This is a genomic window from Rhodococcus sp. WAY2 (assembly GCF_009859915.1).
Classification (GTDB): domain Bacteria; phylum Actinomycetota; class Actinomycetes; order Mycobacteriales; family Mycobacteriaceae; genus Rhodococcus_F; species Rhodococcus_F oxybenzonivorans.
On sequence record NZ_CP046572.1, the window covers coordinates 1,660,395 to 1,675,849 of the forward strand.

At 65.8% G+C, this 15,455-nt stretch carries 13 protein-coding genes; 3 read left to right on the forward strand and 10 right to left on the reverse strand.

Translation table 11 applies throughout. The features are described 5' to 3' along the window. Positions 1-1,404 carry a dihydrolipoyl dehydrogenase gene (lpdA, locus tag GFS60_RS07720; RefSeq protein ID WP_159920162.1) on the forward strand — a complete coding sequence of 468 codons (1,404 nt, stop codon included), beginning with the start codon at positions 1-3 and terminating at the stop codon, positions 1,402-1,404. A gap of 61 nt (positions 1,405-1,465) precedes the next feature. On the opposite strand, the gene GFS60_RS07725 is transcribed toward lpdA, so the two are convergent. After that, positions 1,466-1,876, reverse strand: coding sequence for a winged helix-turn-helix transcriptional regulator (locus GFS60_RS07725; RefSeq protein WP_159920164.1), 411 nt, complete (start codon positions 1,874-1,876; stop codon positions 1,466-1,468). 117 nt (positions 1,877-1,993) lie between these two features. Between GFS60_RS07725 and GFS60_RS07730 the strand changes: the two genes are divergently transcribed. Continuing rightward, positions 1,994-2,851 (forward strand): SDR family oxidoreductase, encoded by an 858-nt coding sequence (locus GFS60_RS07730; RefSeq protein ID WP_159920166.1) that lies wholly within the window; start codon positions 1,994-1,996, stop codon positions 2,849-2,851. Positions 2,852-2,861: 10 nt separating this feature from the next. Here GFS60_RS07730 and atzF read toward each other — a convergent pair whose 3' ends face one another. From atzF to GFS60_RS07745, 3 genes are all read right to left on the reverse strand, one after another. Beyond that, the gene (gene atzF / locus GFS60_RS07735; protein WP_159926969.1) at positions 2,862-4,613 is read right to left on the reverse strand and encodes an allophanate hydrolase; all 1,752 of its coding nucleotides are present in this window, start codon (positions 4,611-4,613) and stop codon (positions 2,862-2,864) included. 5 nt (positions 4,614-4,618) lie between these two features. Further along, positions 4,619-8,239: an urea carboxylase gene (uca, locus tag GFS60_RS07740; protein ID WP_159926971.1), complete on the reverse strand. Its 3,621-nt coding sequence runs from the start codon at positions 8,237-8,239 to the stop codon at positions 4,619-4,621. Between the two features lie 92 nt (positions 8,240-8,331). Continuing rightward, positions 8,332-9,768, reverse strand: a complete 1,437-nt coding sequence (locus tag GFS60_RS07745; RefSeq protein ID WP_159920168.1) for a short-chain fatty acid transporter — start codon at positions 9,766-9,768, stop codon at positions 8,332-8,334. A gap of 157 nt (positions 9,769-9,925) precedes the next feature. Between GFS60_RS07745 and GFS60_RS07750 the strand changes: the two genes are divergently transcribed. Continuing rightward, entirely contained in the window at positions 9,926-10,543 is a 618-nt protein-coding gene (locus GFS60_RS07750; RefSeq protein WP_159920170.1) for a GyrI-like domain-containing protein, read from the forward strand. 28 nt (positions 10,544-10,571) lie between these two features. On the opposite strand, the gene GFS60_RS07755 is transcribed toward GFS60_RS07750, so the two are convergent. The 6 genes from GFS60_RS07755 to urtB all read right to left on the reverse strand — a co-directional run bounded on the left by GFS60_RS07755 (position 10,572) and on the right by urtB (position 15,449). Further along, entirely contained in the window at positions 10,572-11,105 is a 534-nt protein-coding gene (locus GFS60_RS07755) for a carboxymuconolactone decarboxylase family protein (RefSeq protein ID WP_159920172.1), read from the reverse strand. Positions 11,106-11,209: 104 nt separating this feature from the next. Beyond that, entirely contained in the window at positions 11,210-11,908 is a 699-nt protein-coding gene (locus GFS60_RS07760) for a GntR family transcriptional regulator (protein WP_159920174.1), read from the reverse strand. Next, entirely contained in the window at positions 11,908-12,621 is a 714-nt protein-coding gene (urtE, locus tag GFS60_RS07765) for an urea ABC transporter ATP-binding subunit UrtE (RefSeq protein ID WP_159920176.1), read from the reverse strand. The genes GFS60_RS07760 and urtE overlap by 1 nt, the downstream gene beginning before the upstream one ends. After that, positions 12,608-13,453, reverse strand: coding sequence for an urea ABC transporter ATP-binding protein UrtD (gene urtD / locus GFS60_RS07770; RefSeq protein WP_109327725.1), 846 nt, complete (start codon positions 13,451-13,453; stop codon positions 12,608-12,610). The genes urtE and urtD overlap by 14 nt, the downstream gene beginning before the upstream one ends. Beyond that, the gene (gene urtC / locus GFS60_RS07775) at positions 13,450-14,568 is read right to left on the reverse strand and encodes an urea ABC transporter permease subunit UrtC (RefSeq protein WP_159920178.1); all 1,119 of its coding nucleotides are present in this window, start codon (positions 14,566-14,568) and stop codon (positions 13,450-13,452) included. The genes urtD and urtC overlap by 4 nt, the downstream gene beginning before the upstream one ends. Continuing rightward, entirely contained in the window at positions 14,565-15,449 is an 885-nt protein-coding gene (gene urtB / locus GFS60_RS07780; RefSeq protein WP_109327729.1) for an urea ABC transporter permease subunit UrtB, read from the reverse strand. Before urtB ends, urtC begins: the two co-directional genes overlap by 4 nt. Positions 15,450-15,455 lie beyond the last annotated feature (6 nt).

The window sequence follows — 15,455 nt, forward strand, 5'->3', positions numbered from 1 at the left end:
GTGACCTCACACTATGACGTCGTTGTCCTCGGAGCCGGTCCCGGTGGGTACGTCGCTGCTATCCGCGCGGCACAGCTGGGATTGAGTACCGCCATCATCGAGCAGAAGTATTGGGGTGGTGTGTGCCTGAACGTGGGCTGCATCCCCTCGAAGGCTCTTCTCCGTAACGCCGAGCTTGCGCATCTCTTCACGAAAGAGGCCAAGCTGTTCGGCATCACCGGTGAAGCGTCCTTCGACTTCGGCGCCGCCTACGACCGCAGCCGCAAGGTCGCGGAGGGGCGCGTCAAGGGCATCCACTTCTTGATGAAGAAGAACAAGATTCCCGAGTACGACGGCAAGGGCACCTTCACCGACGCCAACACCATCGAGGTCGCACTGACCAAGGGTGGCACCGAGACGGTGACGTTCGACAACGCCATCATCGCGACCGGTTCGACCACCAAGTTGCTGCCGGGTACCTCGCTGAGCGAGAACGTCGTCACCTACGAAGAGCAGATCATGACCCGGGATCTGCCGGGATCGATCCTCATCGTCGGGGCCGGGGCGATCGGCATGGAGTTCGGTTACGTCCTGAAGAACTACGGCGTGGACGTCACCATCGTCGAGTTCCTCGACCGGGCGCTGCCCAACGAAGACGCGGACATCTCCAAGGAAATCGAGAAGCAGTACAAAAAGCTCGGCGTCAAGGTCAGAACCGGCGCCGCGGTGCAGAGCATCGACGACGACGGCAGCAAGGTCACCGTCTCGATCAAGGACAACAAGAGCGGCGAGATCGAGACCGTCGTGGTCGACAAGGTGATGCAGTCGGTCGGCTTCGCTCCCCGCGTGGAGGGCTTCGGCCTCGAGAAGACCGGTGTCCAGCTCACCGATCGCGGTGCCATCGGGATCACCGACACGATGCAGACGTCGGTGCCGCACATCTACGCGATCGGTGACGTGACGATGAAGCTGCAGCTCGCCCACGTGGCCGAGGCGCAGGGTGTGGTGGCGGCCGAGACGATCGCCGGCGCCGAGACGCTGCCGATCGAGGACTACCGGATGATGCCGCGCGCCACGTTCTGCCAGCCGCAGGTGGCCAGCTTCGGTCTCACCGAGCAGCAGGCGAAGGACGAGGGCTACGACATCAAGGTGGCGAACTTCCCGTTCGCCGCCAACGGCAAGGCGCACGGCCTCGGTGACTCCACCGGCTTCGTCAAGCTGATCTCCGACACCAAGTACGGCGAGCTGCTCGGCGGCCACCTCATCGGCCCCGACGTCTCCGAGTTGCTGCCCGAGCTGACCCTCGCGCAGAAGTGGGACCTCACCGTCAACGAGCTGGCCCGCAACGTGCACACCCACCCCACCCTCAGCGAAGCCCTGCAGGAGGCCATCCACGGCCTCGCCGGGCACATGATCAACTTCTGATCCACGACACGACACGAGGCCCGCACAGATCCTGTGCGGGCCTCGTTTCGTGTATGTGGGCCTAGTTCTGGTCGGTCCGGCGTTCGGCGTACTTCTGCTGCGCCGCCCACACTTCGGGCATCCGCGACTCGACCAGTTCGATCAGGCCGACGAGACGTCCGGCGATCTCGGCACCGAGCGGTGTCAGGCTGTATTCCACCTTCGGGGGTATCGCCTCGAGTACGTCGCGGACCACGAGTCCGTCTCGTTCGAGCGCTTGGAGGGTCTGCGACAGCATGCGTTCACTGACTCCGTCGACACGTCGGCGTAGTGCGCTGAAGCGGTAGTTGCCCTCGGCCAACGCCGCGAGCGCGAGCACACCCCATCGGCCGGTGACGGTCTGCAGGGTTTCGCGAGAGGTGCACCCACGGGCGAAGACGTCGGCTTCCAGGTTGTCTGCGGCCTCACGCGGTGTCTGTTCGAGCTCGGACATGCTCACCACTCTACCCCTCATCGGAGAAGTGCTTACCGCCGAGCTTGCACTTACAAATAGTTAGTGCATAATGGGACGTGCGCGCTTGAAACAACAACCCTCACGCTAGGAGTTCCCATGACCATCGCCGTCACCGGTGCAACAGGACATTTCGGCCGCCTGGCCGTCGAGGCTCTTCTCGACAAGGGCACCCCCGCCGGGGAGATCGTGGCGCTCGTTCGCACACCGGCCAAGGCCGCCGACCTGATCGGCAAGGGCGTCGACGTCCGGCAAGCCGACTACAGCGACCGCGCCTCGCTCGACAAGGCGCTCGGTGGTGTCGACAAGCTGCTCCTCGTGTCGGGTTCCGACGTCGGGCAACGAGTGATTCAGCACGGCAACGTCATCGATGCGGCGAAGGCAGCCGGTGTCGGGTTCATTGCCTACACCAGCGTCCTCGATGCGCAGAAGAGCCCACTCGGACTGGCTGCCGAGCACCGCGCCACCGAGGATCTGCTCGACGAATCCGGAATTGACTTCGCCTTGCTGCGCAACGGCTGGTACTGGGAGAACTACCTGGGCGCTGTGGCAACGGCCCGGGAGACGGGTTCCTTGTTCGGCAGCGCAGGGAACGGCATCATCGCCGGGGCCGCGCGGAAGGATTACGCCGAGGCGGCCGCCGCCGTCCTGGTCGCCGACGGGCAGGCTGGAGCGGTGTACGAGCTCGGTGGTGACGAGCGGCTGACATACGAACAGCTGGCCGAGGCCCTCTCCACGGTGGTCGGTAGCCCGGTGTCGTACAAGGACCTTCCGCAGGACGAGTACGCCGCCCTCCTCGAAGGCGCCGGCTTGCCGGCACCGGTGGCGCAGATGCTCGCCGATTCCGATGCAGGAGTAGCCACCGGCGCCCTCGACACGCAGAGCGGCGATCTGCAGAAGCTGATCGGTCGCCCGTCGACCCCGGTGGCCACCGTCCTCGCTGTGAGTACTTCTTAACCGCCCGCTGTTAAGAAGTACTCACGGGACGCGAAGCGGCAAGGTAGGCAACCCAACTACCGAATTCGGTGATGTCCGTGGCCCCGTCGACCGCGTCGTGGGTGCAGCTGAAGCCCACCACGGCGCGGCCGTCGGACAGTTCCACACTGGTCAGTGCCATCGGCGCCGGAAGTGCCGCCAGGAATCGTCCCAATCCGGCGGGGGAGACTCGGAACAACTCTCCGACGATGGGTGCGCCCGTGCCGGGGCCCCGGCGCACCAGCCCGGGTTTGGGGGGTGTGGTGGCAAGTGCGGTGAGCCGGTACGCGTCGGTGGTGGTGACGGTGTCCACGAAACGGGCACCGAGGTCCTCGAGTTGGAAATGGAGAGGCTGCCCGCGCAGGTGGGCGCCGAATACGGCGAGCTCGACACCGTCCTCGACCAACGCCGGCGCGGGAACACCGGTGAGCCGGGCAGCGAGGTCGACGGCCACCTGATCGGCGAACCCGGGCACCACGATCATCACCCCGAATGGTGCACCCGCCGCCGTGGGCATGCCGGGTACCGCGACGGCCGCCATGTCGAGCAGGTTGCAGAAGTTCGTGTAAGTGCCCATTCGCCGGTTGATGTCGATCGGCTCGGCCTGGACCGCTGCGATGGTCGGGTGCTCGGTGGTGGTCGGCAGGAGCAGCCCGTCGAAGCCGGCGAGGAGGTCCCGGGTCTGCGCCTTGACGCGAACCAGTGTGTCGAGGTCGGCCACCAACTCGTGCCCCGCCGGCCGCCTCGCGGACCCGACGATGGCGGTCACCACCGGATCCGCCCCGGCAGGCGCCGTGTCGAGGAACCGTCCGACGGCGGTGTACCGTTCCGCGACGACCGCACCGTCGTAGAGTAGCCGGGCAGCGTCGAGCAGTGCGGAGATGTCTACCGTGTCGACGCGAAAGCCTTTGTCGGTCAACGCTTGTACCGTGTCGTCGAATGCCTGCCGGTAGTCGGCGCCGAGCGCGGTGAGGTCCTCGTCGCGCGGGATGGCGACCTGTGGCTGCGCGGGTGCCGCCAACCTCACGTCGGCCGGCCAAGCCCGGCTGCGCGGGTCCCTCGACGCCGGCCCGGCCATGATCCGTGCCGCGGCGGCGGCGGTGTCGAGTTCGGTGGCGAACACCGTGACACAGTCGTAGTCGACACAGGCGGGGACGACGCCGTCCGCGGGGATCACACCCAGTGTGGCCTTGATACCGACGAGACCGTTGAAGGCCGCCGGCACCCGACCCGAACCGGCGGTGTCCGTGCCGATCCCGATGTCGGCGATGCCGAGGGCCACGGCGACGGCCGAGCCGGAGCTCGAGCCACCGGACACCCGCTCGGGGTCCCACGAGCAGCGCACCGCCCCATAGGGACTGCGCGTGCCCACCAGGCCGGTGGCGAACTGGTCGAGGTTCGTCTTCCCGAGGACGATGGCACCCTGATCGACCAGTCGGCGGACGGCGGTCGCGGTGTGGTCGGGCACGTAGGCGAACTCGGGGCACCCCGCGGTGGTGGTCAGTCCCGCGACATCGATGTTGTCCTTGACTGCCAGGATCTGCCCGGCCAGCGGGAGGTCTTCGCCTGCAGCGAGTCTCGATTCGATGGCGGCCGCGTCGGCATAGACGTCCTCGGCGGGCCGAAGTGTGATCCAGATTTCCGGACGGTCCACCGCGGCGATCCGCCGGAAGGCGTCGTCGACGCGTTCGGTGGGCGAGAGGGTAATTCTAGTGGGCCCCAGCTTGTTGGCATCGACACTCACACTCATCAGTTCTCTGCTCCGATCACGAAGAGGGGGGCGCCGGACTCGACGATCGATCCCGGTGAAACAAGCACTTGCAGAACCGTTCCGGAGGCGGTGGCAGGCACCGGCATCTCCAGTTTCATGGCCTCGAGCACCACGGCGTTGTCGCCGAGCCGGACCCGCTGCCCGACCTCGACCTCGACTCGCCACACGCTGCCCACCAGCGGAGCTTCGACGACGACCGCACCGGGTGGCAGGTCGAGGGGCGGCTGTTCGGGGAGGGGTGGCGGTTCGACGCGGTCGTATTCACCGGACGCACGCCACGCAGACTTCTCGGCGTCGAAAGCCGCCGACTGCCTGCTGTTGAACGCTGCGATCGACTCGGCGTTGTCGGTCAGGAACTTCAGGTGATCGGCGAGTGCGAAGGTGCCCTCGGAGATCTCGGTATCGAACCGGCCCGCCACGGCCTGCTCGCGGTACTTCCGCAGTTCCTCCGGGGTCACCGGTTCCCAGACGATGCGGTCGAAGAACCGGAACATCCAGGGTGTGCCCTCGTCGAAGGGGCGGTGCTGCCGGTAACCGGACCAGATGGGTACCGTGCGCCCGATCAACTGGTAACCGCCCGGCGACTCCATGCCGTAGACGCACAGGTACTTTCCGCCGATGCCGACGGCGTCGGACGGCGTCCAGGTGCGTGCCGGGTTGTACTTGGTGGTGACCAGGCGGTGCCGGGGATCGAGTGGCACGGCCAGCGGGGCACCGAGATAGACGTCACCGAGCCCGAGGACCAGGTATTCGGCATCGAACACGGTGTCGCGCACGTCGTCGACACTGCCCAACCCATTGATGCGACGGATGAATTCGGTGTTGGAGGGCAGCCAGGGAGCCTCGTCCCGGACGCCGCTGCGGTAGCGGTCGATCGCCTCCGCGATGGAGGGGTCGTCGAAGGACAACGGCAACCGGACAGTTCGGCTCGGGACGACCAGGTCGTGCGTGGCGGGCAGCAGTTCCTCGATGTCCTGCAGGATGTCGAGTAGGCGGCCACCGGGGAGGACGTCGGGGTCGAAATGCAGGTGCAGCGACCGCACCCCGGGCGTGATGTCGATGATGCCGCGCACCCCGCGTCGCATCAACTCTTCCGACAGCGCGTGCACCCGCATCCGGAGTCCCAGGTCGAGTTGTTGTTCACCGTATTCGACGAGGATGTTGTCGTCCCCGCCGCGAAGGTATGCCACCGCGGGGCGGTCCAGGACGGGCCCGGTTCGCCCCAGAACGCCTCCGTCGGCCTTGGCAGGAGTCCGGACTCCTCGCGGAACATCGAGGGCGCGAGAGGAATCGGATCGCCGAAGTTCGTGCGCATCGGACTCGGACACCGCCACGAAGCGCACCCGGTCACCCGGTCGGATCTGCCCCAGCTTCCACCGGTGGGCGCTGACGACCGTGAGCGGGCAGGCGAAGCCACCGAGACTCGGGCCGTCGGGACCGAGGAGGATCGGTGTGTCACCGGAGACGTTGAGAGCACCCACGCTGTACGGGTTGTCGTGCAGGTTCGACGGGTGGAGTCCCGCCTCGCCGCCATCGGTCCGCGACCAGGTGGGTTTGGGTCCGTCGAGGCGGAGACCCGTGCGATTGGCGTGCGTCTGCACCTTCCACGTGGTGTCGTAGAACTGCGCCATGTCCGATTCGGTGAAGTACGACGGCGCAGCCTGCGGACCCTCGGTGACCGCCAGATGCCACAGGTGAGTGCAGTGGGGACGCGACTCCTTCGGAACGGGGTGTGGAGTGCCCAGGCCGCCGGTGTCGTCGAGGAGTCCGAGTACGTCCCCGGTGGCAACTGCCTTACTGGTGATGCCGCCGAAACCACCGAGCGGGAAAGTGGAAGCGCTGCCGTGAAAGAGCGGTGCGTCGATGCCGCCGCGGACGGCGAGGTACGTGCGCAGACCGGTGTCGGTGGGACTGCCGATGTCGAGAACGGAACCGGCGGGCACCTCGACCGGCTCCCACAACGGGACGGCGTCGCCATCGATCGTGACCGGTGCATCCGCGCCGCCGACACAGATCAGGGTGGCATCGGAGAACTCGAGTCGCGGACCCTGGAGGGTGCACTCGAGGCCCGGCGCCCCGGCAGGGTTGCCGACGGCGGAGTTCACGAGCTGGAACGAAAGGTCGTCCATCGGTCCGGACGGCGGAATGCCGACGCTCCACAGCCCGGTGCGGCCTGGATAGTCCTGCACGGTGGTCATGGTCCCTGCCCGGAGGACGTCGATACGACGGCCCGTCGAACGGAAGTCGGTGAGAAAGCCGGTGGTATGGACGGCGTCGAGAACGTCCGCGGCAGAACAGATTCGCCGCAGCTGCGGCAGGTTCGTCTGAATTCCGTAGATGTGCGTGTCGGACAGGGCCTCGGCCAACGCGGCGAACGCACCCGTGCGCCGATGCCCGCGAGTGATCACCTTGGCGAGCATCGGGTCGTAGTAGGGGCTCACCTCGGTGCCGGTGTCGACCCACGTCTCCACCCGCGTGTGGGCAGGAAACTCGACTCCGGTGAGCCGCCCCGCGCTGGGGCGGTAGTCGTGGCCCGGGTCCTCGGCGTAGATCCGGGCTTCCACCGCTGTACCGACGATGTCCGGTCCGGTGTCGGGGAGGCCCTCGAGCATCGACGAATCTCCTCGTGCGAGCCGCAGCATCCACTCGACCAGATCGATACCGGTGACTTCCTCGGTGACCGGATGTTCCACCTGCAAGCGGGTATTCATTTCGAGGAACGACGCCTCGCCGCGATCCACGTCGTAGACGAACTCGACCGTCCCTGCGGATCGGTAGTCGACGGACGACGCCAGCATGCGGGACGAACTCAGCAATCGCTCGACGACGTCATCGGGCAGTCCGGGTGCGGGAGCCTCCTCCACCACCTTCTGATGGCGCCGCTGAAGCGAGCAGTCGCGTGTGCCGAGGCTGAGGGTACGTCCGAGGCCGTCACCGAAAACCTGCACTTCGATGTGCCGCGCCCGGGCGACGAAGCGTTCGAGGAACACACCGGAAGACGAGAAGTTCGCCTCGGCCAATCGCTGGACGCGGTCGTACGCTTCCGTGAGGTCGCCGGCGTCGAAGCAGGCCTGCATACCGATTCCGCCGCCACCACCGACTGCCTTGATGATCACCGGGTATCCGATATCCGAGGCTGCGGACAGCGCCGCATCCACCGAATCGAGGAGGCCGCTGCCCGGAACGAGCGGAACCCCTACGGCTAGAGCCTTTTCCCGGGCGGTGTGCTTGTTCCCGAAGATTCGGAGCTGTTCCGGTGTGGGACCCACGAAGGCAATGCCCGCCGACTCGGCTGCGGTGGCGAAGGCGTCGTTCTCGGAGAGGAACCCGTACCCGGGATGGATTGCGCCCGCACCGGTGGCCAGCGCAGCCTCGACGACGGCATCGGCGCGTAGATACGACTCGGCTGCGGGAGCGGGTCCGAGTCGCACCGCCATGTCGGCCATCTCGACGTGCGCAGCCGCCACATCGGCGTCGGAATACACCGCCACCGTCTTGAGTCCCAGAATGTGCGCCGAACGCATGATACGACAAGCGATCTCGCCCCGATTCGCTACGAGGAGCGTGTCGAACGAGTACTCGACCGGCGGCGTATTCATCCCTGTGGACACGCTTGTATACGCTAAGGACGTCGTGTTGCGCGGAGATTTCAAGCGGTAAAGCGTGGGTTAGTAGAACCTCTCGCGCGCCGTCATGGCGTGGGTATTACCGGCGGCACGTAGTCGAAAGTCATCCCGAGTAGCCACACCAGGAGCAGAACCACCGGCAGGTGGAACATGAACTGCAGGAATGTGAATCCGACGAGGTCGCGGGCGCGCAGCTTCAGCACCGCCAGGAGTGGCAGCATGAAGAACGGATTGACGAGGTTGGGCAGTGCCTCGGCCACGTTGTAGATCTGAACCGTCCAGCCCAGATTCATCTGGACGTCGGTGGCCGCCTGCATGACATACGGAGCCTCGACCAGCCATTTTCCGCCGCCGGAGGGGACGAAGACCCCCAGCACCACGGTGTAGAGGGCGATGACGACCGCGAAACTCCCGCCGCCCCCGATGTTGGTGAAGAACTCCGCAAGGTGTTCCGAGATGGTGAGACCCCCGTTGCCCTCGGCCTCGGTGAGGATCGCGGCCATTGCGGCATAGAGCGGAAACTGGACGAGAATACCGGCCGTGGCCGGTACAGCGAGATTGACAGCTTGCAGGAACTTGCGGGGTGTCCCGTGCAGGACCAGGCCCAGCATGAGGAATACGAGCAGATATCCATTCAAACTGCTGACAACGGTGAGCACCGGCTTCGTGACGAGCTGAGAGACCAACCATCCCAGCGTCATCAGGGCGGCGAGGACCGGCAGGATACGGCTGTACTCGAGCCACTCTCCCGGCCGTGAGCGCGGCGCCACCTCGGCGGGCTGGTCGTCTACATCGACATCCAGTTCTTCGGCAGTCTTGATGGCGGCACCCCTCGGCGCGGAGAAATGCGCAATCGCCACGGTCAGCGCGGTGATAATGGCACACATGAGCAGTGACTGCCACGTGAAAATCGTGTCACCGAAGTCGAGGACGCCGGTGATCTGCAGCAGTGCCGGAGGCAGCGAGGTGGCAGTGGCCTGCAGTTGCGCGGCCGAAGAGGACATGCCGAGCGCCCACACGGCGCCCAGTCCCATGAAGGCCGCTGCGCCGAGAGCGCGATAGTCCACACGTAGATCGGTCCGGCGGGCGATCGCACGGGCCAGCAGACCACCGAAGACGAGACTGAGTCCCCAGTTCAGGAAGGACACCGACATCGACAGGAATGCAACGACACTCACCGCACTGCTGGCGGTGCGCGGCACGGTGGCCAACCGGTCGATCAGCCTGGCGACCGGTGGCGAGGTGGCCACGACGTATCCGGTGAGTACCACCATGGCCATCTGCAGGGTGAAGGCAGTGAGATCCCAGAAGCCGTCACCGAAAGCATCGACGACCGCGTGCGGGGAGGAACCGTTGGCCAGAGCGGCGACGGCCACGAGGACCACACCGGCCAGCGCGAAAACGTAGGCGTCCGGAAACCACTTCTCGGTCCAGGTGGCGAGTGACTGGGCGACCCGTGCCAGTCCTCTTTCGGAGCTGGTTCTCTGGGCGGTATCCGTCATTCGTTGATCCCCATCTCTGTGCGATGTCCACTCGTTCGAGCTGTGGCGCGGTGCGTCACAGCTCAGTCGGTGAAGTATCGATGCAGACTTCAACGCAGACAAGGCAGACATACGCAGACACCGACTGCAGAAATGCAGAAACAGGAAAGGCGTCACCGTGGACAAGTACGACTGCAAGAAGGAGCGCAAGCATCTCTACGCGCCGAGCGCCGGAGGGTTCGCTCTGGTCGACGTCCCGGAGCTGACCTATATCGCAGTGGACGGACATGGTGACCCGAACACCTCACCCGAGTACGCCGCGGCCGTCGAGGCGCTGTATGCCACCGCCTACACGATCAAATTCGCCAGCAAGAATATTCGCGGTCGCGATTTCGTCGTCGGTCCGCTCGAAGGTTTGTGGCGTGCCGGCGACCCACGCAGCTTCACCAACCGCGACAAGGACAGCTGGGACTGGACCATGATGATCGTGCAACCCGACTGGATCACCATGGCCGACATCGAGGATGCGCGGTCGGCGGTCGCCGCCAAGAAGGAGCTTCCCGCTCTCGATTTGCTGCGCCCGCTCACGTTCATCGAAGGCGTAAGCGTGCAGATCCTGCACCTCGGCTCCTACGACGACGAGGCGCCTACCCTCGCCCGACTACACGACGAGTTCATGCCCGAGCACGGACTGGTCTTCAACGGCGATCATCACGAGATCTACCTCAGCGACCCCCGGCGGACGGCACCGGCGAAACTCCGGACGGTTCTCCGGCAGCCCGTCCGCCCGGCGTAGCGAAGGGGATTGGACCGGACCGCGGCGTCTACGTGTAGTCCCGCTCGATCCGCAATGTGCCGATGGTCGTGGCCAGCGCGTCGTATTGCGTGACCAGGAAACAGAACTCGATCAGCTGGCGGTCGTCGAAGTGGGCGCTGAGCGCCGACCACGCTGCATCGTCGAGATTGTCGGTGGTGACGAGTTGGTCGACGGCCGTGAGGATGGCGCGGCGGCGCACATCCCAGCCCTCGGCGTCCGGACCGTCGAGCACCTGCTGGAGAAGGGCCGGGGTGACGCCGGCGCGGCGTCCGAGACGGACGTGGTGATCCATCTCGTACCCGCACTTCCGCAGATGAGCGACGCGGAGAATGATCAGTTCGGTCTCGTGCCGGGAGATCTTTCCACCGGGCATCAACTTGCTGGAGTAGCGCAGCCACGCCCGGAACAGGCCCCTCGCGCGGCCGACCGTGCTGAAGAGATGCGCGTCGGGAACACCGGCGACGGTCGAAATGATCCGCCACAACACCCAGTTGACCGGTCCGAGCTCCTTCAGCCGTCCTGGTGGAATGCGTGCGCTCATGCCGCTCCCTTCCGTCGAGACTGTGTTACCGAGCGGTAGCAAGACGCTAGCACTCGCTCGGCTTCCCGGTCGAGAAAGGGAGCCCGCGCGAGGGGAACGCGGTCTCAATCCCGGACGGCCCACGCCATCCGCGCCAGCGAAAGCGCCTGTTCGGCGCGTTCGATCACCACTTCTCGCGACTCGCTGATGTGCGCCAGCAGGGTGTCGTAGGCGGCATCGAGTTTGCGATCCAGGGTCAGTTCTGCCACCGCGATGTGCTCGTCGATGGTCGCAGTCATGCGGTCGGGGGTGAGGTAGTCGAACATCCGCACCGGTCGTACCTTCGCATTCACGTTGACGAGGGCGTCCGACAACGCTGTGTTGCCCGCGGCCCGCAACAGAACGGTGTGGAACTGCTCGTCGAGTGCCACGAACCCGGCGTCGGGCTCCGGAGTGTCCTTGCGCAGGGCGTACCACTTGTCGAGTTCGGGTCCCAGGACGTCGGGGTCGTGCTGCCTCGACTCGTCGTCCCTGACCCGTGCGATGCCCTGCAGTTCGAGTGTGATGCGGAGCTCGTAGAGCCCGGCGAGTTCGTCGATGCGCGGACGGTACGGAAAGAGCCCACCCACATCGCGTTGCACGAGCCCGTCCGCCAGCAGACGAGCCAGGGCCTCCCGTACCGGCGTCCGGGACACGCCGTACGTCTCGGCGAGGCGTTCCTCGCCGAGACGCTGTCCGGGCGGAATTCGTCCGCTCATCAGGTCGGTCCGCAGCGCGAGGTACACCTGGTCGCTGAGTGGACCGGCTGATTCTCGGCGAGCCATCAGATGGCCATTGCCGCGCGGACGTCGGACACCGCGGTACGGACGTCGGTCTCGGGTGCGGCGCCACCGGCACCCGACGACGTGACCCGCCCCGACTCGAGCACGTAGTAGCGCTCCGCCGATTCGAGCGCGAAGCCGATGTGCTGCTCGACGAGCAGGACGCCGAGCCCGCCCCGACGCGTGAGCTCCATGATCGTGCGTTCGATCTCCGCGACCACGGACGGCTGAATGCCCTCGGTCGGTTCGTCGAGAATCAACATCTTCGGCTCGGTGATGAGCGCCCGGGCAATGGCCAGCTGCTGACGCTGACCACCCGAGAGGAGACCGGCACGTCGTTCGAGAAGGCCACGCAACGCGGGAAAGAGATCGAGTGCCTCCCCGATGAGTTCCTTTCCGCGCTTGCGGCCGTCGGCAACCACTTGGAGATTTTCGGCGGTGGTCAGCTGCCCGAACGACTGCTGGCCCTGCGGGACGTACGCGAGGCCGCGCGCCACGCGGGCGCTCGGTCGCAGCGCCGTGACGTCCTCGCCGTCGAACAGCACACGCCCGGAATCGACCTTGATCAGTCCGACCGCAGCCCGCAGAAGCGTCGTCTTGCCCGCGCCGTTGTGACCCATCACCGCTGCCACGCCGTCCGACGGCACCGTCAGCGAGACCCCGTGGATCACTTCGGTCCGGCCGTACCCGGCCCGGATGTCGTCAAGCTCGAGCATCGCTGTCCTCCTTCGAAACCTCGGGCTGCAACTCGGGAGCGGCGCCGGCGGCGGCCGTCCCGAGGTACACCTCCTGCACGCGCGGGTCTGCCTGCACCTGTTCGACGGTGCCCTCGCTCAGCACCTTCCCGGCGTGCAGCACGGTCACCGACGTGGCGAACGCGCGCATGAAATCCATGTCGTGCTCGACCACGACGACGGTCCGCTCACCGCCGATGCGGCGCAACAGGTTTCCCGTCTCTTCCCGCTCCTCGGAACTCATCCCGGCAACCGGCTCGTCGAGCAGGAGAACCGAACAGTTCTGCACCAGCAGCATCCCGATCTCGAGCCACTGCTTCTGCCCGTGCGCGAGAATCCCGGCCGGGGTGTCGCGGAGGCTGCCGAGACCCGTGACCTCGAAAGCCTCCTCGATGGCGGGGAGCACCGTCTTGCGGCGGCGCAGCAGGGTGAGTGCCGAGCGGCCCGCACCCGCGGCGATGTCCAGATTCTGGAGAACCGTCAACTCCTCGAACACACTCGCAGTCTGGAACGTGCGTCCCACCCCGAGCCGGGCAATGCGGTGCACCTTCTTGCCGATCAGCTCGACACCGGACTTGGTGACCGATCCCGTCGCAGGGACGAGCCCGGTGATGGCGTCGACGAGCGTGGTCTTGCCCGCACCGTTGGGTCCTATGAGGAACCGCAGATCACCCTGCAACAGAGTGAGATCGACGCCGTCGACAGCCTTGAACCCGTCGAAGCTGACGCGTAGATCGCGCACCTCGAGGTACTCGCTGGACATCCCGGCGTTGCCGCCGAGCACAGGTTCCTTGGACGTGGTGGACGTGGTCATCGCGCCATCTCCATTCGTTCCGTCGACTCCGTGTCGTCCTCCGGTCCGGGCGAGGAAGGTTCGTCGGGGGACGCCTTCTGCCTGCGTTTCAGCAGTGCGAACAGGCCGGCGACACCGGCCGGGAAGAATCCGACCACCACGATGAACAGCAGGCCCTGGGCGTAAATCCATCCGGAGGGGAAGGACTCGGAGAAGGCACTCTGTGCCCACGCGACACCGATCGCACCCAGAACCGGACCGAGCAGGGTGGCGCGGCCACCGATGGCGACCCCGATCAGGAAGGCGATCGAGGGAACGATTCCGACGTCGGCGGGGGAGATGATGCCGACGATCGGCACGAACAGCGCACCCGCGATCCCGGCGAAGAAGGCGGCGGTCACGTAGGCGACGAGCTTGATGTTCGCCGGGTCGTACCCGAGGAAGCGAACACGCTCTTCCTGGTCACGGACGGCGACGAGCAGTTCACCGTAGCGGCTGTTCATCAGTTGCCGCACGATCGCCACCACCGCGAGGAGAACACCGGCGGTGATGAAGAAGAGCATCTGCTTGTTGGCGGGATCGTTCAGGTTGAAACCGAAGAAGGTGCGGAACCGGTTGAGGCCGTTGCTGCCGCCGGTGGTCTGTTGCCCGACGAGCAGGATCGCGAACGCGGCAGCGAGTGCTTGACTGAGGATCGCGAAATACGCTCCCTTCACCCGGCGTTTGAACACGCCGAGACCCAGCGCGAAAGCGACGAGTCCGGGGATCAGCAGAATGCCCAGCACCGTCACGACCGGCGACGTGAACGGCACCCAGTAACCGGGCAGGGCGCGGATACCGGCAATCTGCATGAAGTCCGGCACGGTGTCGCCGCGGAGTTGGGCGTCGGAAATCTTCAGATGCATGGCCATCATGTAGGCGCCGAGCCCGAAGAACACGCCCTGCCCGAGGGTGAGCATCCCGCCTTGGCCCCACGCGAGGCCGATACCGACCGCGACGATCGCGAAGCACAGGAACTTCCCGAGCAGGCTCAACCGGAAATCACTGAGAACGGCAGGGGCGGCGACGAACAGGAGAAGGGCGGCGAGCGCGAAGCCCGCCCACGCACGGTAACGGCCACTCGTCAGGATGCTCATACGAGACTCCTCGTCTTGACGGCGAACAGGCCCTGTGGCCGAACCTGGAGGAACACCACGATGACCACGAACACGATGACCTTGGCGATCGACGCCGTGGTCGAGTACTCGATGAACGAGTTCAGCAGGCCGAGCGCGAACGCGGCGATCACCGCACCCTTCATCTGCCCCAGACCGCCGACCACGACCACCAGGAAGGCGTCGATGAGGTAGCTCTGACCGATGGTCGGGCTGGTCGAACCGATCAGGGTGAGCGCCACACCCGCGACACCGGCGAGACCGGATCCGATGAAGAACGTCGTCACATCGGTACGGCGACTGGAGATTCCACTCGTTTCGGCCAGATCGCGGTTCTGCACGACCGCCCGAATACGACGGCCCATCGACGATCTCTTCAGTGCCAGCGACAGCGCCACCACCGACGCAACGGCGAGCACGAGGATGAACAGACGTGTCTTGGGGACCACCGCTCCTAAGATCTCCACACCGCCCGAGAGCCACCCCGGTGCGACGACGTTGACCGCCGGCGCACCGAAGATGTCCCGCGCGAGCTGCTGCAGGATCAAGCCCACACCGAACGTCACCAGCAGGGTGTCGAGCGGCCGGTGGTACATGCGTTTGACCAGAGTGACCTCGAGGAGGACGCCCATGGCACCACCCACCACGAAGCCGACGAGTAGAGAGACGAACAGGGATCCGGTGGCGCTCGAGATCACCTGCTGCACCACGTAAGCCGTGTACGAGCCCGCCATGATGAACTCGCCGTGGGCCATGTTGATGACGCCCATCTGACCGAACGTCAATGACAGTCCCAGCGCTGCGAGCAACAGGATGGATCCGATACTCAGCCCGGTGAACAACTGCCCGATCACTACATCCATGGATGC